Here is a 22,995-nt window from a genome sequence, read left to right on the forward strand (position 1 = left end):
TATTTTATGAATAGAACAAATAAGGATTACCTTGTAATCACATTGAAAGGAATGGCTATGGGAGCTGCTGATGTAGTTCCAGGTGTCTCAGGAGGTACTATTGCATTCATTTCAGGAATTTATGAAGAGCTATTAGGTTCTATTAGTAATATTAATTTAAAGCTGCTTAAAACTTTAAAAAATGAAGGTCTTAAATCAGCTTGGAAACAAGTAAATGGTAATTTCTTAGCAGCTCTTTTTGTTGGAATTTTTATTAGTATTGTTTCATTAGCAAAAATGATTTCCTGGTTATTAGTACATCATCCAATTTTAGTATGGTCTTTTTTCTTTGGATTAGTATTAGCAAGTGTTATTTATATAGCAAAACAAGTTACTCAATGGAATTTAGCTTCAGGAATTTTACTAATATTAGGAGCTATATTAGCTTATTATATCACAACTTTAAACCCGTTAGTCTCTGAACATTCCTCAATGTCGTTTATGTTTTTAGCAGGAGCTATAGCCATTTGTGCTATGATTTTACCAGGTATTTCAGGGTCTTTTATTTTGGTTTTATTAGGAGCTTATAAACCAGTTTTAGCGGCTGTAAATAACCGTGATTTTACAACTATTGCATTTGTTGGTTTAGGAGCAATAGTAGGTTTGTTAACGTTTTCAAGAATTTTAAAATACCTGTTCGAAAACTATAAAAACCATACTCTAGTTGTGTTAACAGGATTTATAATAGGTTCACTAAATAAAATTTGGCCTTGGAAAAAAGTTTTGACATACAGAATCAATTCACATGGAGAACAAGTACCTTTTAATGAGTTATCTATTTCCCCATTTTCTTACGACGGAAACCCTCAATTAATGTATGCAACAGTGTTAGCTATAATTGGTTTCGGACTTATTTTATTATTAGAAAAATTAGCGGTAAAAAAGCACTAGAAAATAACTAACTTAGCGTTCTAATCAAACCGCATGTATAAAGAGCGCACGCTATCACAAAGAATAAACCTTTTTTTAAAAGGATTAATAATGGGAGGAGCTAATAAAGTACCAGGAGTTTCAGGCGGTATGGTGGCTTTTGTGATGGGGTTTTATGAAGAACTTATTTATACTTTTCAAAGAATTAACGGCAAAGCTTTTAAGCTGTTATTTAACGGGCGTTTTAAAAGTTTCGCTAGTTATACCAACTTACAATTTTTAGTATGGGTAATGGCTGGAAGTATGTTTAGCTACTTCAGTGTGTCCCTTGTTTTAGATTACTTCTTAAGAAATTATCAATTATATGTATGGTCATGGTTCTTCGGAATGATTATAGGCTCTATTTACTATATATCAAAAGATTTCGGAGACTGGAAACCTAAAACTATTTTAGGATTACTTATTGGAGCTTCAGTAGGAATCTCTATTAGTTTTATGACACCAGCTACAGAAAATGATAATCTGTGGTTTGTGTTTTTATGTGGAATTATAGGAGTTTCTGGAATGACATTACCAGGACTTTCAGGCTCATTTATCCTTATATTACTAGGGAACTATGTACTGTTGTTGGTAGATAGTGTAAACGTGTTAGGAAGTGTAATCACAAACCTATTGTCTGGAAACTTTGAAGTTTTAAACGATCAAGCAAAAGTTCGTTACTTAAAAATAATAGGTGTTTTTACAGCAGGGTCAGCCTTTGGACTTGTATCTATTTCACATGTTTTAGGTTATGTATTAAAAAGATGGCATCAAATTGTAACCGCAATTATTATAGGTTTTATCACTGGATCGCTTGGAGTTGTTTGGCCATGGAAAGAAACTATTTATAAAAAAGAAGAAGGTGTGTTTTTGCTTGATCAAAGCGGAAATAAAATTATAGAAAACTACCAGAGATTTATTCCCAATTTTAACAGTCAAGAAACATGGATTTCTATAGGATTCATTATTATTGGAATCGCATTAATACTAATTATTGATTTTTATGACCAAAAAAGAAAATAAGCATTTATATGCTTTAGTAGGAAAGAATATTTCGTACTCATTTTCTCGTGGATACTTTACCGAAAAGTTTGATAAACTAGACTTAAAAAATCATGAGTATATCAATTTTGATATTCAATCAATACATGAGCTTCCTCAAAAAATAAAAGAAAATAAAAAACAGCTAAAAGGAATGAATGTAACCATTCCATATAAACTAGATGTTTTTAATTTTTTAGATAGAATAGATAAAAAAGCTTTAAAAGTAGGTGCAGTAAACACTATTAAAATAACTAAAAAAGGAAGATTAAAAGGGTATAATACGGATGTATATGGGTTTAAAAAATCATTAAAACCATTATTAAAGAAACGACATAAAAAAGCCTTGATATTAGGAACAGGAGGAGCATCAAAAGCAGTAGCTTATGTACTTGAAGGTTTGGGGATAAAGTATAAATATGTTTCTAGAACCCCTGAAGGAAAAAAACAAATTTCGTATCAAGATATTAATAAAGAACTTATAGAGTCGTACACCGTTATTGTAAATTGCACTCCTTTAGGTACACACCCAAATGTGGAGAATTCTCCTGATATTCCATATGAGTTTTTATCAAGCAAACATTTATTATATGATTTAATATACAACCCACCAGAAACCACTTTTTTAAGAAAAGGGAGAGAGCAAGGAGCAACTATTAAAAATGGATTAGAGATGTTACAGCTTCAAGCAGAAAAAGCTTGGAAAATATGGAACGATAGCTAAAATTTTAAAAACTAAAATTTGCTATTCTCTAAGAATCCTTATCTTTATAATCTAAATCAAAGGAACTTAAACATTGTAGATATGTTAGAAAATAACGAAGAGAAAGTAGAAAAACCAATTACAGAAGAGCAAACGAAGGCAAATAACGATACTGAAAATGCTGTTAATGAGGTTGAAAATGAAGTAGCCAATGAGTCTGAAAAAGCAGATGAAAAGCATGAAATTCCAATGCTAGACTACGCTTCAATGGAGTTAGAGAAATTGGTTGATGAATTAAAAAAACTGCTAAAAAGCCACCCAATACAACAATTAAAATCAAACGTAGATGCTATCAAAACAGCATTTAACTCAAAGTTTGGAGCTTTATTAGCAAAGAAAAAAGAAGCGTTTTTAGCAGATGGAGGAAATTCTATAGACTTCCAGTTTTCTAGCCCAGTAAAAACAGAATACAATAATTTATTAGGTGAGTATAAAGCGAAACGCGATGCTTACTATTCTCAGTTAGAAAAACAACTAAAAGAAAATTTAGAGAGAAGAAATAATTTAATTGAAGAGTTAAAGACTTTAATTAAAGATGCTGACCCTAAAACGATGTATAATGATTTTCAAGAAATTCAAAATCGTTGGAAGAGTGTAGGAGCAGTGCCAAAAACAAAGTACAACGATACTTGGAGAACATACCATCATCATGTAGAACGCTTTTACGATTTACTACACTTAAATAAAGATTTTAGAGAGTTAGACTTCAAACATAATTTAGAAGAAAAATTACGATTAATAGAAAGAGCAGAAGCTTTAAGTGATGTAGAAGATGTTAATGTGGCTTTTAAAGAGTTACAAGAATTGCATCGTATGTGGAAAGAAGACATTGGACCTGTGTCAAGAGAACATAGAGAAGATGTTTGGGGTAGATTTAGTGAAGCTACTAAAAAAATTCATGATAGACGCCATCAACACTATAGAGAGCTGAAGTCTAAACATCAAGAAATGATTGATGCAAAACTGGCGGTTGCGGCAGAGATTAATGCGTACGACACATCAAACAATAAAACACATAACGACTGGCAAAAAAGTATTGTAGAAATAGAAAAGCTACGTAAAAAATACTTTGACATAGGAAAGTTACCTTACAGTAAAAGCGAAGCAGTTTGGCAAGAGTTTAAGGCAGCTACCAAAAAGTTTAATTCAGCAAAAAATGCTTTTTATAAGCATGAAAAAAGTGCACAAAATGAGAACTTAAAAAGGAAAATGGAATTGGTAGAGCTTGCTGAAAGCTTAAAAGATAGTGAAGACTGGAGTGAAACTACCAATACAATGAAACGTATTCAATCTGATTGGAAAAAAATAGGGCATGTGCCAAGAAAGTTTTCTGATGATATTTGGAAGCGATTTAAGAATGCATGTAATCATTATTTCGATAGGTTACACGCACGTAAAAATGAAGAGAATAAAGAGCAGTTAGCTGTAGTAGAAGCTAAAAAAGAATTTATAGAACAAATTAAAACTGCTGAAATATCTACAGAAGAAGATGTAGAAAAAACATTAGCAGATTGGAGGGCGCTAGGAGCTTTACCAAGAAATGCACGTTACTTGGACGAAAAATTCAACAAAGCAATGGATGCACATCTAGATAAATTAGATATGGGCAGAATTGATATTGAAATGATGAAGTTTAAAGGTGTTGTTGATACGTATTTATCGCAAGAAGACTATAGAAAGTTAGATAGCGAACAGTTCTTTATTAGAAAGAAAATAGATGAAACTGTACGCGAAATGCAACAGTTAGAAAACAATTTAAGTTTTATCTCAAACGCTACAGAAGATAATCCTTTAGTACAAAATGTTCGTAAGGGAATCCAAGAGTTTAAAGACCAATTAGACCTTTGGCAAGAAAAACTAGACTACTTAAAAAGATTAGATTACTAAGGTAATTCAGTAATAAAAAAAAACTCGAACTTTGAAAAGTTCGAGTTTTTTTATGTTTAATTTTTAGCAAGTTGTTTGGCTACTGTAAGTTCAAAATTTGATAGAATGATAATAATAAAGATTTCAACGATAATATAAGTCCATCCTAAGTTGCTAATAGTTTTTCTGTGATAGAATGCTATTCCAATAGAAAGACAGCAGTATAGTAGGTTTATAATTGCAATTCCTTTTAAAAAAGATTTAAGGTTATTGTGCTTTTTTTGGTAACAGTAAAAATCATAGATAGCAAACAACAAAGGGAAAACCGCTAGGAAATAGAGAGTAGAAGGAGGAATTCCTATGATGCTTTCAAACTTTACTAATATAATACCCAATAAAAAAGCAGATAAAACTGCTCCTAATCCATCAATTAAGAACAGCTTTTTAGGATTAAGTGTAAAACTTTTTAATAACCGTTTAATCATAAAAAAGAAAGAATGAAGTTTTAAACGGATTTAGAGTTTATGTAATAGTTCTTGTCAATTTTAATAGAACTTGCTTTGATAGTTTTTGTTTGCCAATTTTCTGTTGGAGTTAATAGTATAGATTTTCCGTTAACGTTTATTCTTAAAGGCATATCAAATCCTTCCACAACATTATTCCAACGATATTTTAATTCTTTGTTCTTGATTGTGTACTCAAATTCTGGAATTTTAACCGTTCGTAAATATTGATCGAATACTTTACTTAAATCAATTCCAGATTTCTCAATCATGTATTGTTCAATTTCTTGAGTTGTTACTGTTTTATGGTAAAAATCAGCATTTAAACCACGTAAAATTTGACGCCATTTTTCATCATCGTTTACCAATTGACGAATGGTGTGTAACATATTAGCTCCTTTGTAATACATATCTCCAGAACCTTCATTATTAACATCGTAATGACCAATAATAGGTTTGTCATTTTGGATAGAACTTCGTGTTCCTATAACATATTCAGCAGACGCTTTTTTTCCGTAATAGTAATCTAAGAACAAGTTTTCAGAGTAAGCCGTAAAACTTTCATGGATCCACATATCAGCAATGTCTGCATTGGTAATATTGTTAGCAAACCATTCATGACCAGCTTCGTGAATAATAATAAAATCAAATTTTAATCCCCAGCCAGTTCCAGATAAATCTCTACCTAAATATCCATTTTTATATTGATTTCCATAGGTTACTGAGCTTTGATGTTCCATTCCTAAATACGGAACTTCTACTAGCTTAAAACCGTCTTCATAAAAAGGATATTTACCAAACCAATGTTCGAATGCTTTCATCATTTTAGGAGCATCTTTAAACTGCTTTTTGGCTTTTTTAAGATTATCACGTAACACATAATAATTCATGTCTAACTCTCCATCTTCACCTTGGTACTTCTCAGAAAAATGCACGTAATCTCCAATATTTACATTTACTCCGTAGTTGTTAATCGGATTATCAACAAACCAATGGTAGGTAGTTGTGTTATCATTGTGTTGTTCAATATTACGTAAACGCCCATTAGAAACATCCATTAAGTTTTTAGGTACACGAACACTAATTGCCATACTATCCACCTCGTCGTACATGTGGTCTTTATTTGGCCACCAAACACTTGCGCCTAATCCTTGACATGAAGTAGCAACAAAATGATTTCCATTACTATCTTTTTTCCAAGAAAAACCACCATCCCAAGGAGCTCTAATTGCTTCTTTAGGGTTTCCTTCATAATACACATCAACAGAATTTATAGCTCCTTTTTTTTGAGGAGATTTCAACTGAATAAAATGAGCATTGCCTTCAGAAACAACTTTTAGCTCTTCGTTGTTTTGAGTTGCTTTGGTAATTTTTAATGGAGGTTGTAAATCTATTTGTAAAACTTGATGAGGTTTTAAAACTTTATATTGTACAGTGTTTTTTCCTTTAATAAACTTTTTGTCAGGATTAACGGCTACATTAAGATGGTAATACGTTAAGTCCCACCACGATCTTTCTGGAGTTATAGAACCACGTAAAGAATCTTGGCGTGTAAATGTTTCATTTTTAGAAAATAATGACGTGTTTTTTTGAGCAGTAGAAGAGGAACATCCAGCAATTAAAATTGCTAAAGATGTCATAAAAACAGATAAAGAAAATGTTTTTTTATACATAGTATTTGTTCTTGAAAGATAAAGTGCTAAGATAAGTTTTAAAGTTTTTTTATTGAAGTTAACTTTAAGATATTTGCTTAAAATTACAAGAATGTCAAAAATAGTTTTCATAACAGGAGCTTCTTCAGGAATAGGAAAATCAATTGCTACTTATTTACATGATAGAGGATTTAAAATTTACGGAACAAGTAGAAATCCTCAAAAAGTAACTACTCCGTTTCAAATGGTAGCATTAGATGTAACTAATCAAGAGTCGATAAAGAAAGCTGTAGAAGAAGTAATTACTGCTGAAGGAAAGATTGATGTGTTAATAAATAATGCAGGAAAAGGAATTACAGGTCCTATTGAAGATACTCCAACAGAAGAAATGAAAGATAACTTTAATACAAATTTTTTTGGAGTAATTGATGTAGTTAAAGAAGTGTTACCTCATATGCGAAAGCAACAATCAGGAACGATTATTAATACAACCTCAATAGCAGGTTACATGGGGTTACCTTTTAGAGGGATTTATTCTGCAAGTAAAGGAGCATTAGAGTTAGTAACAGAAGCGTTGAGTATGGAGGTAAAAAGTTTTGGTATTAAAGTTGTAAACGTAGCTCCAGGAGATTTTGCTACGAATATTGCTGCGGGAAGATACCACACACCTGTTTTTGAAAACTCTGCTTACAAAGAAAAATATGCTGAAAATTTAGCTTTAATGGATGCTCATGTTGATTCAGGAGCAGACCCAATACTAATGGCAGAAGCAATCTATAAAATCATTGAAAACAAGAACCCTAAAATCCACTATAAAGTAGGAGGATTTATGGAGAAATTTTCAATTGTATTAAAAAGAATATTGCCCGATAAAGTTTATGAAAAATTACTAATGAATCATTATAAATTGTAAATTCGCAGAAGATTAGTAATTAAAGAAAATTACGGCATAAAACATCATTTTATGCATTGTTTTATAGAGAGTTGAACTCTCGTAAAATTCAAGAATTAGAACACAACTACATAATAAATATAAAGATGAAATTTTTTATTGATACAGCTAACTTAGATCAAATTAGAGAAGCACAGGCTTTAGGTATTTTAGACGGAGTAACAACAAACCCGTCATTAATGGCTAAAGAAGGAATAACAGGAGAAGATAACATTATCAATCACTACAAAGCAATTTGCGAAATAGTAGAAGGAGATGTTTCTGCTGAGGTAATCTCTACTGATTTTGACGGTATGGTGAAGGAAGGTGAAGCGTTAGCTGCTTTAAACCCTCAAATAGTAGTAAAATTACCTATGATTAAAGATGGTATTAAAGCGTGTAAATATTTTTCTGATAAAGGAATAAAAACCAATGTAACATTAGTATTCTCTGCAGGTCAAGCATTATTGGCTGCAAAAGCAGGAGCAACGTATGTATCCCCGTTTATTGGTCGTTTAGACGATATTTCTACAGATGGTTTAAATCTAATTGCTGAAATTCGTCAGATTTTTGATAATTACGCATTTGAAACAGAGATTTTAGCAGCATCTGTACGTCATACTATGCACATTATTGATTGTGCTAAGATTGGTGCTGATGTTATGACTGGACCTTTAAGTGCTATTGAAGGATTATTAAAACACCCTTTAACAGATATAGGTTTAGCTAAATTTTTAGCAGATTATAAAAAAGGAAACTAACCAACTTTAGTTGGAAAAAATACAATGTCATTTCGACAGAAGTGAAAAATCTACTTAATCAAAAAGGTTTTTCGTTTTTTCGAAATGACATTTTTTAACTTAAAAATAAATGTTCCCAAAAAAAGAACTCGCGCAATTAGTAGTTTCAGCATGTAATCAATTTAATATTGATACTGTTGTAATTTCTCCAGGCTCTCGTAATGCACCACTTACAGTTGGATTTTCAAATCATCCAGAAATAAAAACATTAAGTGTAGTAGATGAGCGTTGTGCAGCCTTTTTTGCAATGGGAATAGCACAACAAAAGCAGCAACCTGTAGCTATTGTGTGTTCTTCAGGGTCAGCTTTGTTGAATTATTATCCTGCGATAGCAGAAGCTTTTTATAGTAACATTCCATTAGTTGTAATTTCAGCAGACAGACCTAAACATTTAATTGATATTGGTGACGGACAAACTATTCGTCAAGAAAATGTGTTTGAAAACCATATTTTGTTTTCTGCTAATTTGATTGAAGAAGAAAGTCAGTTAAAAAATAACATTAGTTTATTAATTGAAGCATTGCAAACTTCAATCACTCAAAAAGGACCAGTTCATATAAATGTTCCGTTTGATGAGCCTTTATACGAAACGGTAGAAGAACTAACACCTTTTGATTTTTCAAGTGTTATTGCTAGCAAAAAGAAGCAGTTTGTTGATTTAAACAAATTAACTTCTATATGGAATACTTCAACTAAAAAAATGATTTTGGTAGGAAGTAGTTTTCCAGATGCTGAACTTCAAAAAATATTGAATGTGTACGCTGAAGATACTTCTGTTTTAGTGTTTACAGAAACAACATCAAATATATACCATTCAAAATTTATTAATAGTATTGATAAATTAATATCTAAGCTAACTGAAGACGAGTATAAAGAACTACAACCTGAAGTATTAGTTACTTTAGGAGGAATGGTAATATCAAAAAGAATAAAACAATTCTTACGAAAGTTACAACCAAAACATCATTGGCATGTTGATGAGTTAAAGGCAATGGATACCTATCATTGTTTGTCTGAGTTTATGCAGATAAAACCAGTTACATTTTTAACAGAACTCTCTGAGGAAAAGAGAAATGTTGAAAGTAATTATCAAACAAGATGGCTGGAAGAGAAAAAACTTAGAGCTATTAAGCATGAAGAATATTTGAAAAATTGTGAATATTCGGATTTAAAATCTTTTGAAATCATTTTAAATAATATTCCTGATAATTCACAAGTACAAATTAGTAACAGTTCTATAATCAGATACTCGCAATTGTTTGATGTGAACTCCACACTACAAGTATTTTGTAATAGAGGAACAAGTGGAATTGATGGGAGTACTAGTACAGCTGTAGGAGCTGCATTTGCTTCAAAAAATCAAACAGTATTTATTACAGGGGATCTAAGTTTCTTTTACGATAGCAATGCGTTATGGAATACAAATATTCCGAAGAATTTTAGAATTATTATTTTAAACAATGCAGGAGGCGGTATTTTTAGATATATCCCGGGACCGTTAACAACAAATGCGACTGAGTATTTTGAAACACCACATAATTTAACAGCAGAGTACTTGTCAAAAACGTATGGTTTTGAATATGTTCAAGTAAAAGATTTAAAGAGTTTGCAAACAAGTTTGACTTCGTTTTATTCAGAATCGAATCAACCAAAAATAATGGAGGTTTTTACTCCAAAAGAAATAAATGATGTAGTTTTAAAAAACTATTTTAAAAACTTATAAGATGGAATTAAAAGAAGGTGATAAGGTAGATTTAGTTATCGGAGTTCAAACCGCGTTAGGTTATACGGTTTTGATTAATGAAGCTTACGAAGGTTTGCTATATAATAATGAAGTTTTTAGTGATGTAGAAGAAGGAATGCGAACAGTAGGGTACATTAAAAAGATACGTGAGGATGAAAAGGTAGATGTATCATTACGCCCACAAGGATTTAAAAATGTAATTGATTCAGATGTAGAAAAAATACTTAAAAAGTTAGAAGAAAAAGGCTTTTTATTATTAACAGATAAAAGCTCTCCTGAATCAATTAAATTTCACTTACAAATGAGTAAAAAAGCATTCAAGAGAGCTATTGGCAGCTTGTATAAGAGTAAAAAAATAGAATTACAAGAAGACAGAATAGTGTTAAAATAACCTATTCTTGTCCTTCTTCCTCTTGTTCTTCAATAATTTCCTCGTCATTATTTTTAATTTCTTCTTTCTTCTTACTTCCCATTAAATCGTTTACACGCTTAATATTTTCGTAAAAAGCATTTGCATTAGGGTCAGAAGGATCCATCTTACCATAAGCAGCTTTATAGTAAAAATCAGCCTTTTCATAATCCTTTCCTAACTCGTAATACTTACCTATGTAAAAATCACCCATGTGAGAATCAGGATACTTTATCATTACAAAGTCGCCTAAAACTCTAAGGTAATCACCATCTTGTCTGTCAATTACAATATCTTCAATAACAAAAATATCATCCAAACGAACATTTAAGTTAGAACCGTATAAATATTGAATGTCTAAATATTTTTTCTCAACGTACTTAATAGCATCTAAAGGAGCTAGATCTTTTACATTAGCTTCATATTCCTCTTTAGTAATCTTAGAATATAAACTAAACATTTGTGTAAAAGCTCTTGGAATAGTTTCTCCAATCATAGCTAAATAGCTAGGAGAAGAATCAAATTCATCAAAAGTAACATTAAAGTTTTTAGCTTCATAAGATGTTAACAAAGTTCTAATATCACTAAATCTATTATATTGTTTAGCATCAATATACTTTTTGTTATTACTTGTATACAAGAAGTAAGTGTTATCTATAGAACCTAGTCTGTTAAGAGAATACGACTCCATTATTGCAGGAGCAAACTGAGGAAAATCAGGTGTAATACAGATATAAGAATTAAAAACAGGCTTTTCATCCTTTAAATAATGAGTGATAAAATTAGCAGCCTTTCCTTCACCAACAATTGTCATAAAAGGAGAAGTTCTAAAATTCCCTTCCATAAAAGGAATCAATTCATGTTTAATAAAATTAAAAAAATGTACACCAGTACTTGTTAAGGAATTATTAGAAGGTATAATAGAAATATCTTTTCCATAAGTACTCTTCATATCAATTCCTACCACAATTTGTCTTGGCGCTTTATCTACATTTGCATAAAGCTTAGCATTTCCTACATATAAATCAAAAAGGTACTCATCACCTAAAACAATAGCTAGAGGATAATTAGTGGTTTCATCTACATCATATCCTTTAGGAAGGTAGACTTTTATGTTTCTATCTTTTCCTAGCTCTTTTGAATTGACATTTTGAGTAACAACTTTTTGAGAGAAAAGACTAGTACTAATTAATAAGGTAAATAATAAATAAACTTGTTTCATATTAGGGGTAAATTATATCGTTCAAATATAGAAAAGAAAAATAAAGTTATTATGTTATTTTTGTACAACTAAATAACGACAATATTTTAAAATTATGATACAACCAGACTGGAAAGTTGCCAAAGAGTACGAAGATATTACCTATAAAAAGTCACACAACGTTGCAAGAATAGCATTTAACAGACCAAATGTACGTAATGCGTTTCGACCAAAAACTACTTCAGAGTTATTAGATGCATTTCATGACGCACATGAAGATACCAATATCGGAGTTGTATTATTATCAGCTGAAGGACCATCAACAAAAGATGGAGTTTGGAGTTTCTGTTCTGGAGGAGATCAAAATGCACGTGGACATCAAGGATATGTTGGAGATGATGGTTACCACCGTTTGAATATTTTAGAAGTACAACGTTTAATACGTTTTATGCCTAAAGCAGTAATCTGTGTAGTTCCAGGTTGGGCAGTAGGTGGAGGACATAGTTTGCATGTAACTTGTGATTTAACCTTAGCAAGTAAAGAACATGCTATTTTTAAACAAACTGATGCAGATGTAACTTCGTTTGATGCAGGATATGGTTCTGCTTATTTAGCTAAAATGGTGGGACAAAAAAAAGCTCGTGAAATCTTTTTCTTAGGAAGAAATTACTCAGCACAAGAAGCTTATGAAATGGGAATGGTAAATGCAGTAATTCCTCATGACGAGTTAGAGCAAACAGCTTTTGATTGGGCACAAGAAATTTTAGCAAAATCACCAACCTCTATTAAAATGTTAAAGTTCGCAATGAATTTAACGGATGATGGAATGGTAGGACAACAAGTATTTGCAGGAGAAGTAACTCGTTTAGCATATATGACGGATGAAGCTAAAGAAGGACGTGATGCGTTTTTAGAAAAACGTAAGCCAAATTTCCCAAAAACTTGGATACCTTAAAAGCCCATCCTAACCCTCTCAAAGGGAAGGAATTAGTTTGAGTAAATTATAAAAATAAAAGAGTATGATTTTTCCCCTTTGGGGAAATTAAAAGGGGCTTATGAAAATAATTTGTATAGGGCGTAATTACGCAAAACATATAGAAGAATTAGCAAATGAAAGACCAGAAAACCCAGTCGTTTTCTTAAAGCCAGATTCGGCTATTCTTCCTAAGAAAATGCCATTTTTCATTCCACCATTTTCAAATGATATTCATTATGAGGTAGAAGTATTGGTAAAAATAAACAAAGTAGGAAAACATATTTCTCCAAAATTTGCACACAAGTATTACGACACTGTTGGATTAGGGATTGATTTTACAGCTCGTGATGTACAAGCGCAATGTAAAGAAAAAGGATTGCCTTGGGAAAAAGCAAAAGCTTTTGATGGTAGTGCTATAGTAGGAGAGTTTTTTCCAAAAGAAGACTTTGACTTAGAAAACTTGTCATTTCAATTACAGAAGAACGATGAGGTTGTGCAAGATGGAAATACATCTAGTATGTTGTGGAAGATTGATGAATTGATTAGTTATGTGTCGCAATATTTCACGTTGAAAAAAGGAGATATTATTTTTACAGGAACACCAGCAGGTGTTGGTAAGGTGGCTGAGAATGACATTTTAACAGGAATTATAGAAGGAAAGCAAGCTTTTCAAATTAAAGTAAAATAAAATATATCCCGCTTCGGCGGGATTCTTTTTTAGATATATAAATGAATGCAGAAATCATTACGATAGGAGATGAAATTCTTATCGGACAAATTGTAGATACCAATTCTCAATGGATTGGTCAAGAACTTAATAAAATTGGAATTTCGGTTTATCAAATCTCCTCAATTCAGGATGAAAAACAACACATATTAAATGCGTTAAAAGAAGCAGAAAGTAGAGCAGATATTGTGATAATAACTGGAGGTTTGGGGCCTACTAGGGACGATATCACAAAAAAAACAATTGCTGAATATTTTCAAGACGATAAGGTTGTTGAATATCCAGAGGTGATTGATAATATTAAATATTTATTCAAAAAAGTTAATCACCCATTCAACGAAATTCAAAAGTACCAAGCACAGCTTCCATCAAAAGCAACTTTATTAATGAATCGTTTAGGAACCGCACCAGGAATGTGGTTTTACGAAAACGATACGGTTTTTGTGTCACTTCCTGGAGTTCCTTATGAAATGAAAGGATTAATGAAGTATGATGTACTACCAAAGTTACAGTCTACTTTTAAATTGCCATTTATTTTACACCGAACCATTATGACAGTAGGTACAGGTGAAACAATTATTGCTGAAAGAATTTCTGATTGGGAAGATAATTTACCTGATTTTATAAAATTAGCATATTTACCATCTTACGGAAGTGTTCGTTTACGATTATCAGCTAAAGGAAACGATGAAGATTTGTTAGCGAAAGAGATGGAGAAGCAGGTTGCTGCACTATATGAATTAATTTCTGAGATAATTGTTGGAGACGATAATGAAACTTCATTAGAAAAAGAGGTGGGGAAACTGTTAAAACAATATGGTAAAACCGTAGCTACTGCAGAGAGTTTAACAGGAGGAAAGATAGCATCAACTATTGTTTCCGTTTCAGGGGCATCATCTTATTTTATGGGCGGATTTGTTACGTATACAGCAGCGTTAAAACAACAACTACTTGGGGTTTCTAAAGAAACAATAGATAAGTTTACCGTTGTAAGTAAAGAGGTAGCAAAGGAAATGGCTAAAGGATGTTTAGAAAAATTACAAACAGATTTTGCTATAGCTGTAACAGGAAATGCAGGCCCAACGACCGATCATAATGATAAAAGTGTAGGCTTGGTGTATATTGGTATAGCAACGAAAAACGGAGTGGAAGTTCATGAGTTTAATTTCGGGCAACCGAGAGAAAAAGTTATTAATAGAACGGTAACCAAATCTTTAGAACTATTACAGGCTGCCATATTAAAATAAATTAGTATTTTTGCGCCCGTTACGCTTCCAAATAGGTTAGATGCTGAACCTAGTTTTGAAAAGATTAAAATTAATTAAAAATTTAATCGAGAATATTTTTGTGCAGTAAATTAAAATGCATAAATTTGCACCTCGTTTAGAAATAACACTAAAAACTGTCAAGAAGATGTCTAGAGTTTGTGAATTAACAGGAAAAAAAGCGATGGTAGGTAACAATGTATCTCACGCTTTAAATAGAACTAAAAGAAGATTTAACGCTAATTTAATGACTAAGCGTTTCTATATTCCAGAAGAAGATAAATGGGTAACTTTAAAAGTATCTGCTTCTGCATTAAAAAATATTAATAAAAAAGGAATCTCTGCGGTTATTAAAGAAGCTAGAGAAAAAGGTTTCTTAACTAAATAATTCCTTACTAGATAAAATTTTAGAGAGATGGCAAAAAAAGGAAACAGAGTTCAAGTAATTTTAGAGTGTACTGAGCATAAAGCTTCTGGTCAACCAGGAACTTCTCGTTATATTACAACAAAGAACAAAAAAAATACTCCTGATAGAATGGAATTAAAGAAATTTAATCCAATCTTAAAGAAGATGACAGTTCATAAAGAAATTAAATAATAAGCTACGGCGTAAACTTTAATATAAAATGGCAAAGAAATCAGTAGCATCGTTACAAACAGGTTCGAAAAGATTAACCAAAGCTATCAAAATGGTAAAGTCTCCTAAATCTGGAGCTTACACTTTTGTTGAAGCTATTATGGATCCAACACAAGTAAGCGACTTTTTAGCAAAAAAGTAATTCTTGTATACAGTTTAAAGAAAAGCTACTTTCATTAGAGAGTAGCTTTTTTTATATTTACACGTTTGTATTAACAACATAAGTATAAGTTGGGCGTTACCCCTAGCGGGTCGGGCTTTCGGCAGTCGCTTCCCGAAGTATCGGGAGAGCTTCAACAAATGCCTCAATCCCTAACGCAAGAGTAATGACAATTTGACCGTATTAATAAAACGGTATAGTTTTTAACCTATGTAAGCGATTATAAAATTTAAGAATGAGTTTTTTTAAGAAAATCTTCTCGAAAGAGAAAAAGGAAACCTTAGATAAGGGGTTAGAAAAAACCAAAACAAGTTTTTTCTCTAAATTATCAAAAGCAGTTGCAGGAAAAGCAAAGGTTGATGATGATGTATTAGATAATTTAGAAGAAGTATTGGTATCGTCAGATGTAGGTGTAGAAACTACCTTAAAAATTATTGATAGAATTGAAGAGCGTGTATCTAAAGATAAGTATTTAGGTACAGATGAGTTAAACCAAATCTTACGTGAAGAAATAGCAGGTTTGTTATCTGAAACAAATACTGGTGATGAAACCGATTTTACCATACCGGCTAATAAAAAACCATATGTTTTGATGGTTGTAGGAGTTAATGGAGTAGGAAAAACAACAACCATTGGTAAGCTAGCTTCACAATTTAAAAAGAAAGGCTTAAAAGTGGTTTTAGGAGCAGCTGATACGTTTAGAGCAGCAGCAATAGACCAGTTACAAGTTTGGGCAGATAGAACAGACGTACCAATTGTACGTCAAGAAATGGGCTCAGACCCAGCCTCTGTAGCTTTTGATACTGTTCAGTCAGGAGTTAACCAAGATGCAGATGTAATCATTATTGATACAGCAGGACGTTTACATAACAAAGTAAACCTTATGAATGAGCTAACAAAAATAAAGCGTGTAATGCAAAAAGTAATACCAGATGCACCACACGATGTATTGTTAGTGTTAGATGGTTCAACAGGGCAAAATGCTTTTGAACAAGCGAAACAATTTACTAAAGCAACCGAAGTTAATTCATTGGCAGTAACAAAATTAGACGGAACAGCAAAAGGAGGAGTGGTAATTGGTATTTCAGATCAATTCCAAATTCCAGTTAAATATATCGGAGTAGGAGAAGGTATTGATGATTTACAAGTGTTTAATAAACACGAATTTGTAGATTCTTTCTTTAAGTAATATAATACCAGAAAAGACAGGAAACAATCATAGAAAAACTCCCAATTTGGGAGTTTTTTTATTTTTTAAATTGTCTCAATAACCTTATCAAGAGCTAATCTCGATTTAGGTTTTCTATCAGGTTGGTTAGAGTCCTCTACATCTCTATAGCCTATAGCTACAGCAACAAGAGTGTTATAACCTTCGTTATTCAAAATTTTGTCATAATTTTCAGGTTCAATACCTTCCATTGGAGTAGCATCAATTCCCATTTCAGCACAAGCACTTAAAAAGACTCCTAAAGCTAAATATACCTGCTTATCAAACCAAGCTTTAATCTCTTCTTCAGGTTTTGGTTTTATAAACTCTTTATAATAGTTTACAGCTCCTTCTGGTAGTTCTTTCTCAATTTGTTTTTCAAATAATGCTACGTCATTAATTCTGTTAAACACCACAACAGTATCGCTTTCAAGAACCTTACTAGTGTTTAGCCAAGATACCTCTGAAAGTTGTTGCTTAGTATCAGCATCAGAAACAAAAATAAATTTCCAAGGTTGACTATTTATTGATGAAGGACTTAGTTGTAAAACCTGTTGCAACTCTTTAATTTTTTCCGATTCAATTTTTTTTGAAGCATTGTATTTTTTGGTAGTATAACGTTGCTGCATTGATGTTATAAAGCTCATATTCTATTTTTTAATCAAACTATAAAAATTATAGTAGCAAAAGTAATTATAGTATTTTATCTTTGCAATAACGGTCAAAAAGGATAGTATAAGTTATGGAGGTACAAACATCTAAAACACTTAAATTTAAAGGAAAAGAGTTTCCTTGTTGCACAAGTCTTACCATGGGAATTATTGGAGGGAAATGGAAAACTGTCATTCTTTTTCATTTAATAAAAGGAACACTTCGTTATAGTGAATTAAGAAAAGAAATTCCAATGGTTACAGAACGAACGCTCAGTTTGCAGTTAAAGTCGTTGGAAGAGGACGGAGTAATTAAAAGAAAGGTGTACACATCAAAACCTCCTTTAAAAGTAGAATATTCTTTAACTGATTTAGGAAAAACATTGATTCCAGTAGTGCAGTCTATTGCAGATTGGGGAGATTTTGTAGTAAACAACTACTCCAAGTAAAAATTAGTAAACCGCAAGCTATTTGAATTCATATACGGGAAAGCTTCTTTTTAAGGTAAAAGTAACTTTTCGTTTTTTATAATTACATTTGATAATCAAATACTTGACTCCATGAGAAAAATACTACTATTACTATTAATCACTTTATTTATTTATTCATGCAAACAAACATCTAGTAAATTGTACTTTAAAAAGTATGATGAATCTTCAGAAATAGAAGCACAGCAAAAGCATGAAAAGAAGAGAATGCAGTTTAAACTACTACAGTCTCATTTTTTAGATTTAAATAAAGAATTTAAACCTTTTGAAAAGGAGTTATCAAAATTTTCAGAAGAAGAATATCAACAACTAAAATCATTAATTTTAGAAAAAGATATTCCAACTATTCAAAAAAGCATAACAAATAAAAAACTCACCTACGAAAAACTAACATTATTCTATTTATATAGAATTCGAAAATATGAAAGTGATAGTACAAAGTATTTGAATGCAATCATATCACTAAATCCAAAGGTTCTAGAAGAAGCGAGAGCAAAAGATAAAGAGGCTAAAGAGGTTAATGAATATTCGCTTAGTGGAATTCCTATTTTAATAAAAGATAATATTGATGCAGAAGGAATGATAACTACAGCAGGAGCAGTAGCCTTACAAAACAATTTAACCGATAACGATGCTTTTATTGTCAAAAAATTAAAAGAAGCAGGAGCGTTGATTTTAGGAAAAGTAAACTTAAGTGAATGGGCATATTTCTTTTGTGAAGATTGCCCGTTAGGTTATAGCGCTACTGGGGGACAGACCTTAAACCCTTATGGAAGAAAAATTTTTGAAACAGGAGGCTCAAGCTCAGGAAGTGGAGTTTCTGTAGCTGCAAACTATGCAGTAGCTGCTGTAGGTACAGAAACAGCAGGGTCTATAACTTCACCATCAAGCCAAAACTCAGTAGTTGGGTTAAAACCAACAATTGGTGTTTTAAGTCGCTCAGGAATTGTTCCGATTTCAAGTACGTTAGATACACCTGGACCGATGACTAAAAGCATAGTAGATAATGCTATTTTATTTGAAGCAATGTTTGGGAAAGATAACGAAGATGCTGCTTCTTTAGAAATAGAAGATTTTAAACCCAAAGAATTGCTTAATGAAAGCTACACAATTAAAGGAAAAAGAATAGGAGTACTAAAACCTATTCTAACAGATTCTATCTATAAAGCAAGTGTAGAAAAGTTACAAGAAGCTGGTGCAGAAATTATAGAGATAACTCCACCAGAAATTTCATTTGATGGATTTATTACGCTGTTAAATATAGATATGAAACATGATTTACCTAAATACCTATCTACTTATGCAAACAAAGAGCTAACAGTAAAAGGTATAGAAGATGTAGTTGCATACAACAAAAAAGATTCTATTAAAAGAGCTCCTTACGGACAACAGCTATTTGAAGGAATAGTAAAAGACACAACAACTTTAGCACAGTTAGAAGTCGTAAAAGATAGTTTAAGTTTTAATGGTAAAAAGTTTTTACAAGATTTAAAAACTCAAAATTTAGATATTATTCTATCTATTAATAATTATCATTCTGGTATTGCAGCAGTAGCTAAGTACCCGACATTAACAGTTCCTATGGGATATAAAAACTCAGGAGAACCTGTTAGTTTAACGTTTATAGGGAAGCCTTTTACTGAAAAAGAATTATTACAGCTAGGATATACATTTGAACAACTAACGAAAGTAAGAAAGACTCCAGTTGATTATCATTAATTGACAATATATAAAATAAAAACTCCCAATTCGGGAGTTTTTATTTTAATCTTCTAATTTATATTTTCCAATATAACCAGACACATCTCCGCCGAGATAAATATATCCTTCATGCTCTTCAACTGAACTAGCTTCTGACACAACTTTACCAGTTGTGTCATAATAAGCTTTTAAAATCTCTCCATCAGCACTCAAATGCATAATCATTCCATAGCGAGCTACTTTAGGTTGTAAAAATAGAGGAAGACCATAAACTAACTTTTTTACAAGAGGTTTAGAATGTATTTCATCTAAAGAAGGATCTCTTTTAGTTGAAAAACCAAGCCAAAAGCTACCATCGGTTCTTCTAGAGACTCCATTAGGAAAACCAGGTAGGTTGTCTAGAAAAATATCTGTTGTTCCTTTATTACTACCTTTTAACCAGTATCTAAGAATTCTATATTTAGCCAAATCTACCATTAACACAAAATCATCATTCTTAGAAACCGCGACACCGTTTCCAAAATAAGTGCCATCTATGAGTGTTTTTACTTCTTTAGTTTTAGGATTGTAACTATAAAGACCTCCATCGGGTTTCGCTTCCATTAAAAGTTTCCAAATATGTGTTCTGCTAAAAGGAATTTTAGAAGAAGTATTAGTAAAGTAGATAGTTCCATCAGAAGCAATGTCTACATCATTCGGAATTAAAAACTTGTTTCCGTTTTCATCTTCACTTGCTAAAGTGTTAATTTCCCCTTTTTTATCTACACTGATTAAACCTCTTTCTAAGTCGCAAGCAATTAGATTTTGATTGCTGTCAAAATGTAAACCAGCAACCCAAGATTCAGTATTACAAAACACAGAAACTTTTCCCGATGTGTCAATTTTTAAAATTCTACCATCTGAAAAGTCTGTTTCAGAAATGTGTACCCCACAATATAAGTTTCCTTGTTTGTCTACGGCAATATCCTCAGGCCCATACCAACCTTCTAAATCGATGTGTTGAGTTGAGCTTAAGAGCTCATTTTCAATAAGTGCGCCTACTAACTTAGGAGGTGTGGGAGGAGACCAAGCTTCTGGATTAATTGAACACGATTTAAAAGTAACACTGGTTATAAAAATGAGTAAGATTAATAATGTAGCGTATTTTAATAATGATGTAATTTTCATTGTATTTGTTTTTATAATTTACAAAGACAAAGAAAATGACAGCAATTTATTTCTATCTTGACAAATGTTAGGAAATGGTAACTTCTTTTCGAATTCTACTCAAAGATTCAGCAGCTATACCAAGAAAACTAGCAATTTGATATTGAGGAGCTCTTAAAACAATTTTTTTATCATAGTTTTTAATAAAGTCTAAATACTTTTTCTTAGCCGATTTTGTTTGCATAGTTAGAGCTCTTTGTTGTGCACAAAGGTGATTTCTCTCAGCTAAAACTCTACCAAACTTCTCAAAATTGGGAGATTCTTTATATAATTGAGTTAAACTATCAAAAGAAATTTTATAAACTACGCTGTCTTCAATAGCCTCTAGAAACTCAAGGGAAGGAGTTTGGTATATAAAACTATCAAAAATTGTTATAAACTGGTTATCACAAGAAAAATAGGTTGTAAACTCTTTACCTTCTATATTTTTAAATGTTCTAAAAAAACCAGATTCAATAAAGTATAAATCTTTCGCTTTTCTCCCTTCTTTAATAACTAATGTTTTTGCTTTGTATTCTTTTCTTTCTAATCGATTATAAAATATTTGAAACTCATTCTCAGTAAGTCCAATTAAGTCATGTAGCAATCTTTTGAGTTCGTCCATTTTTTAATATAAAGTTCAATTAACAGCGAAGTTATCTAAAGTAAGGCTAAGAATCAAACTAATTTTTAAGGGTTTAAAGTTAAAGAAGTTCAATTAAAACGTATCTTTGCACACCGAATTTTTATAGTATGCGTACCAAAACAACAAAACAAAACAAAATTAACGTAGTTACTTTAGGTTGCTCAAAAAACGTTTACGATAGTGAAGTGTTAATGGGGCAGTTAAAAGCCAATGGTAAAGAAGTGGTTCATGAAGATGAAAATGACGATGGTAATATTGTAGTAATTAATACATGTGGTTTTATCGGTAAAGCCAAAGAAGAAAGTGTAGAAACTATTTTACACTACGCACAGAAGAAAGAAGAAGGTGAAGTAGATAAAGTATTTGTTACGGGGTGTTTAAGTGAACGTTACAAACCAGATTTAGAAGCTGAAATTACCAATGTAGATCAGTATTTTGGTACACACGATTTACCAAACTTATTAAAAGTTTTAGAAGCTGATTATAAGCATGAGTTAATAGGTGAGCGTTTAACTACAACTCCAGAGCACTATGCCTATTTGAAAATAGCAGAAGGTTGCGATCGTCCGTGTTCGTTTTGTGCTATTCCATTAATGAGAGGTAAACATGTTTCTACTCCTATAGAAGATCTGGTTACAGAAGCTACGAAGTTGGCTGAAAAAGGTATCAAGGAAATCATGTTAATAGCACAAGATTTAACTTATTACGGATTGGATATCTATAAAAAGCGCGCTTTAGCAGATTTATTAAAAGAATTGGCAAGAGTTGATGGAATTGAATGGATTCGTTTACACTATGCCTTTCCAACTGGTTTTCCAATGGATGTGTTAGAAGTAATGAAGGATGAGCCAAAAGTTTGTAATTATTTAGACATTCCATTACAGCATATCAATACGGAGATTTTAAAATCGATGAAGCGTGGTACAACGCATGAAAAAACGACTTCATTGATTCACAAATTCCGAGAAGCAGTGCCAAATATGGCAATTCGTACAACGTTAATTGTTGGATATCCAGGAGAAACTGAAGAACAGTTTCAAGAATTGAAAGATTGGGTAGAAGAGATGCGTTTTGAGCGTTTAGGTGCTTTTGAATATTCGCATGAAGAAAATACTGGAGCGTATGTTTTAGAAGATGATGTTCCTGCTGATGTAAAGTTCAGACGTGTAAACGAAATTATGGAAGTACAGTCTCAAATTTCTTGGGAATTGAATCAAGAGAAAATAGGAAAGACGTTCAAATGTTTATTCGATAGAAAAGATGGAGAATACTATTACGGACGTACTGAGTTTGATTCTCCAGATGTAGATAATGATGTAATTGTGGATGCTCGCGAGCATTATATCAAATTAGGAGAATTTATAGATGTTGAAATTTTTGATGCTGGTGATTTTGATTTACACGGAAAACCAGTAGTAAAACAAGAAAGGCCAGTTCCTTTAAATCAAAAGAAGAAATAAAATCAAACCTGCTAAAAGCAGGTTTTTTTATGCAT

The 22,995-nt window shown here is 31.8% G+C and carries 24 protein-coding genes; 18 read left to right on the plus strand and 6 right to left on the minus strand.

Annotated features, from left to right (window positions below; translation table 11 throughout):
* The first annotated feature begins 6 nt into the window (after window positions 1-6).
* The 4 genes from VCM48_RS14925 to VCM48_RS14940 all read left to right on the plus strand — a co-directional run bounded on the left by VCM48_RS14925 (window position 7) and on the right by VCM48_RS14940 (window position 4,639).
* Window positions 7-930 carry a polyprenyl-phosphate transporter gene (locus VCM48_RS14925; RefSeq protein ID WP_482271023.1) on the plus strand — a complete coding sequence of 308 codons (924 nt, stop codon included), beginning with the start codon at window positions 7-9 and terminating at the stop codon, window positions 928-930.
* Window positions 931-963: 33 nt separating this feature from the next.
* Entirely contained in the window at window positions 964-1,971 is a 1,008-nt protein-coding gene (locus VCM48_RS14930; RefSeq protein ID WP_274641173.1) for a DUF368 domain-containing protein, read from the plus strand.
* On the plus strand, window positions 1,952-2,713 hold the full coding sequence (locus VCM48_RS14935) for a shikimate dehydrogenase family protein (protein WP_482271024.1): 762 nt from the start codon (window positions 1,952-1,954) through the stop codon (window positions 2,711-2,713). The genes VCM48_RS14930 and VCM48_RS14935 overlap by 20 nt, the downstream gene beginning before the upstream one ends.
* 81 nt (window positions 2,714-2,794) lie before the next feature.
* Window positions 2,795-4,639 carry a DUF349 domain-containing protein gene (locus VCM48_RS14940; protein WP_440121112.1) on the plus strand — a complete coding sequence of 615 codons (1,845 nt, stop codon included), beginning with the start codon at window positions 2,795-2,797 and terminating at the stop codon, window positions 4,637-4,639.
* 56 nt (window positions 4,640-4,695) lie between these two features.
* Here the strand turns inward: VCM48_RS14940 and VCM48_RS14945 are convergent, their stop codons facing one another.
* Complete coding sequence (locus VCM48_RS14945) at window positions 4,696-5,103, minus strand: hypothetical protein (RefSeq protein WP_482271025.1); 408 nt, start codon at window positions 5,101-5,103, stop codon at window positions 4,696-4,698.
* A 20-nt stretch (window positions 5,104-5,123) separates the two neighbouring features.
* The gene (locus tag VCM48_RS14950) at window positions 5,124-6,794 is read right to left on the minus strand and encodes a M1 family metallopeptidase (protein WP_482271026.1); all 1,671 of its coding nucleotides are present in this window, start codon (window positions 6,792-6,794) and stop codon (window positions 5,124-5,126) included.
* A gap of 91 nt (window positions 6,795-6,885) precedes the next feature.
* Between VCM48_RS14950 and VCM48_RS14955 the strand changes: the two genes are divergently transcribed.
* The 4 genes from VCM48_RS14955 (at window position 6,886) to VCM48_RS14970 (ending at window position 10,639) form a co-directional block, all read left to right on the plus strand.
* Window positions 6,886-7,686, plus strand: coding sequence for an SDR family oxidoreductase (locus tag VCM48_RS14955; protein ID WP_482271027.1), 801 nt, complete (start codon window positions 6,886-6,888; stop codon window positions 7,684-7,686).
* A 125-nt stretch (window positions 7,687-7,811) separates the two neighbouring features.
* Window positions 7,812-8,465: a fructose-6-phosphate aldolase gene (gene fsa / locus VCM48_RS14960; protein ID WP_440121116.1), complete on the plus strand. Its 654-nt coding sequence runs from the start codon at window positions 7,812-7,814 to the stop codon at window positions 8,463-8,465.
* Window positions 8,466-8,574: 109 nt separating this feature from the next.
* Window positions 8,575-10,227, plus strand: coding sequence for a 2-succinyl-5-enolpyruvyl-6-hydroxy-3-cyclohexene-1-carboxylic-acid synthase (gene menD / locus VCM48_RS14965; protein ID WP_482271028.1), 1,653 nt, complete (start codon window positions 8,575-8,577; stop codon window positions 10,225-10,227).
* Between the two features lies 1 nt (window position 10,228).
* Window positions 10,229-10,639 carry a S1 RNA-binding domain-containing protein gene (locus VCM48_RS14970; RefSeq protein WP_274641181.1) on the plus strand — a complete coding sequence of 137 codons (411 nt, stop codon included), beginning with the start codon at window positions 10,229-10,231 and terminating at the stop codon, window positions 10,637-10,639.
* Window position 10,640: 1 nt separating this feature from the next.
* Here the strand turns inward: VCM48_RS14970 and VCM48_RS14975 are convergent, their stop codons facing one another.
* Window positions 10,641-11,879, minus strand: coding sequence for an alpha/beta hydrolase-fold protein (locus VCM48_RS14975; protein ID WP_482271029.1), 1,239 nt, complete (start codon window positions 11,877-11,879; stop codon window positions 10,641-10,643).
* A gap of 94 nt (window positions 11,880-11,973) precedes the next feature.
* On the opposite strand from VCM48_RS14975, the gene VCM48_RS14980 reads away from it, so the two are divergent.
* The 7 genes from VCM48_RS14980 to ftsY all read left to right on the plus strand — a co-directional run bounded on the left by VCM48_RS14980 (window position 11,974) and on the right by ftsY (window position 16,812).
* Window positions 11,974-12,813: a 1,4-dihydroxy-2-naphthoyl-CoA synthase gene (locus VCM48_RS14980; protein ID WP_047790629.1), complete on the plus strand. Its 840-nt coding sequence runs from the start codon at window positions 11,974-11,976 to the stop codon at window positions 12,811-12,813.
* Between the two features lie 100 nt (window positions 12,814-12,913).
* Window positions 12,914-13,522, plus strand: a complete 609-nt coding sequence (locus VCM48_RS14985; RefSeq protein WP_274641183.1) for a fumarylacetoacetate hydrolase family protein — start codon at window positions 12,914-12,916, stop codon at window positions 13,520-13,522.
* A 41-nt stretch (window positions 13,523-13,563) separates the two neighbouring features.
* Complete coding sequence (locus tag VCM48_RS14990) at window positions 13,564-14,808, plus strand: competence/damage-inducible protein A (protein WP_482271030.1); 1,245 nt, start codon at window positions 13,564-13,566, stop codon at window positions 14,806-14,808.
* 166 nt (window positions 14,809-14,974) lie between these two features.
* Complete coding sequence (rpmB, locus tag VCM48_RS14995) at window positions 14,975-15,214, plus strand: 50S ribosomal protein L28 (protein WP_047790661.1); 240 nt, start codon at window positions 14,975-14,977, stop codon at window positions 15,212-15,214.
* Between the two features lie 27 nt (window positions 15,215-15,241).
* Window positions 15,242-15,424, plus strand: coding sequence for a 50S ribosomal protein L33 (gene rpmG / locus VCM48_RS15000; protein WP_013070733.1), 183 nt, complete (start codon window positions 15,242-15,244; stop codon window positions 15,422-15,424).
* Between the two features lie 28 nt (window positions 15,425-15,452).
* Window positions 15,453-15,605 (plus strand): DUF4295 domain-containing protein, encoded by a 153-nt coding sequence (locus VCM48_RS15005; RefSeq protein ID WP_274641185.1) that lies wholly within the window; start codon window positions 15,453-15,455, stop codon window positions 15,603-15,605.
* 253 nt (window positions 15,606-15,858) lie between these two features.
* On the plus strand, window positions 15,859-16,812 hold the full coding sequence (ftsY, locus tag VCM48_RS15010; RefSeq protein WP_482271031.1) for a signal recognition particle-docking protein FtsY: 954 nt from the start codon (window positions 15,859-15,861) through the stop codon (window positions 16,810-16,812).
* A 65-nt stretch (window positions 16,813-16,877) separates the two neighbouring features.
* Here the strand turns inward: ftsY and VCM48_RS15015 are convergent, their stop codons facing one another.
* Complete coding sequence (locus VCM48_RS15015) at window positions 16,878-17,477, minus strand: nitroreductase family protein (RefSeq protein WP_482271032.1); 600 nt, start codon at window positions 17,475-17,477, stop codon at window positions 16,878-16,880.
* Between the two features lie 95 nt (window positions 17,478-17,572).
* Between VCM48_RS15015 and VCM48_RS15020 the strand changes: the two genes are divergently transcribed.
* Both VCM48_RS15020 and VCM48_RS15025 read left to right on the plus strand, forming a co-directional pair.
* Window positions 17,573-17,929: a winged helix-turn-helix transcriptional regulator gene (locus tag VCM48_RS15020; RefSeq protein ID WP_274641188.1), complete on the plus strand. Its 357-nt coding sequence runs from the start codon at window positions 17,573-17,575 to the stop codon at window positions 17,927-17,929.
* A gap of 111 nt (window positions 17,930-18,040) precedes the next feature.
* Window positions 18,041-19,687 carry an amidase family protein gene (locus VCM48_RS15025; protein WP_482271033.1) on the plus strand — a complete coding sequence of 549 codons (1,647 nt, stop codon included), beginning with the start codon at window positions 18,041-18,043 and terminating at the stop codon, window positions 19,685-19,687.
* A 45-nt stretch (window positions 19,688-19,732) separates the two neighbouring features.
* On the opposite strand, the gene VCM48_RS15030 is transcribed toward VCM48_RS15025, so the two are convergent.
* Both VCM48_RS15030 and VCM48_RS15035 read right to left on the minus strand, forming a co-directional pair.
* Window positions 19,733-20,836 (minus strand): SMP-30/gluconolactonase/LRE family protein, encoded by a 1,104-nt coding sequence (locus VCM48_RS15030; RefSeq protein WP_482271034.1) that lies wholly within the window; start codon window positions 20,834-20,836, stop codon window positions 19,733-19,735.
* Window positions 20,837-20,903: 67 nt separating this feature from the next.
* Window positions 20,904-21,479: a Crp/Fnr family transcriptional regulator gene (locus tag VCM48_RS15035; protein ID WP_482271035.1), complete on the minus strand. Its 576-nt coding sequence runs from the start codon at window positions 21,477-21,479 to the stop codon at window positions 20,904-20,906.
* A 128-nt stretch (window positions 21,480-21,607) separates the two neighbouring features.
* On the opposite strand from VCM48_RS15035, the gene rimO reads away from it, so the two are divergent.
* Entirely contained in the window at window positions 21,608-22,960 is a 1,353-nt protein-coding gene (gene rimO / locus VCM48_RS15040) for a 30S ribosomal protein S12 methylthiotransferase RimO (protein ID WP_482271036.1), read from the plus strand.
* The last annotated feature ends 35 nt before the right edge of the window (window positions 22,961-22,995 follow it).

The sequence above is a fragment of the Tenacibaculum sp. DPLXC6 genome (assembly GCF_056815515.1).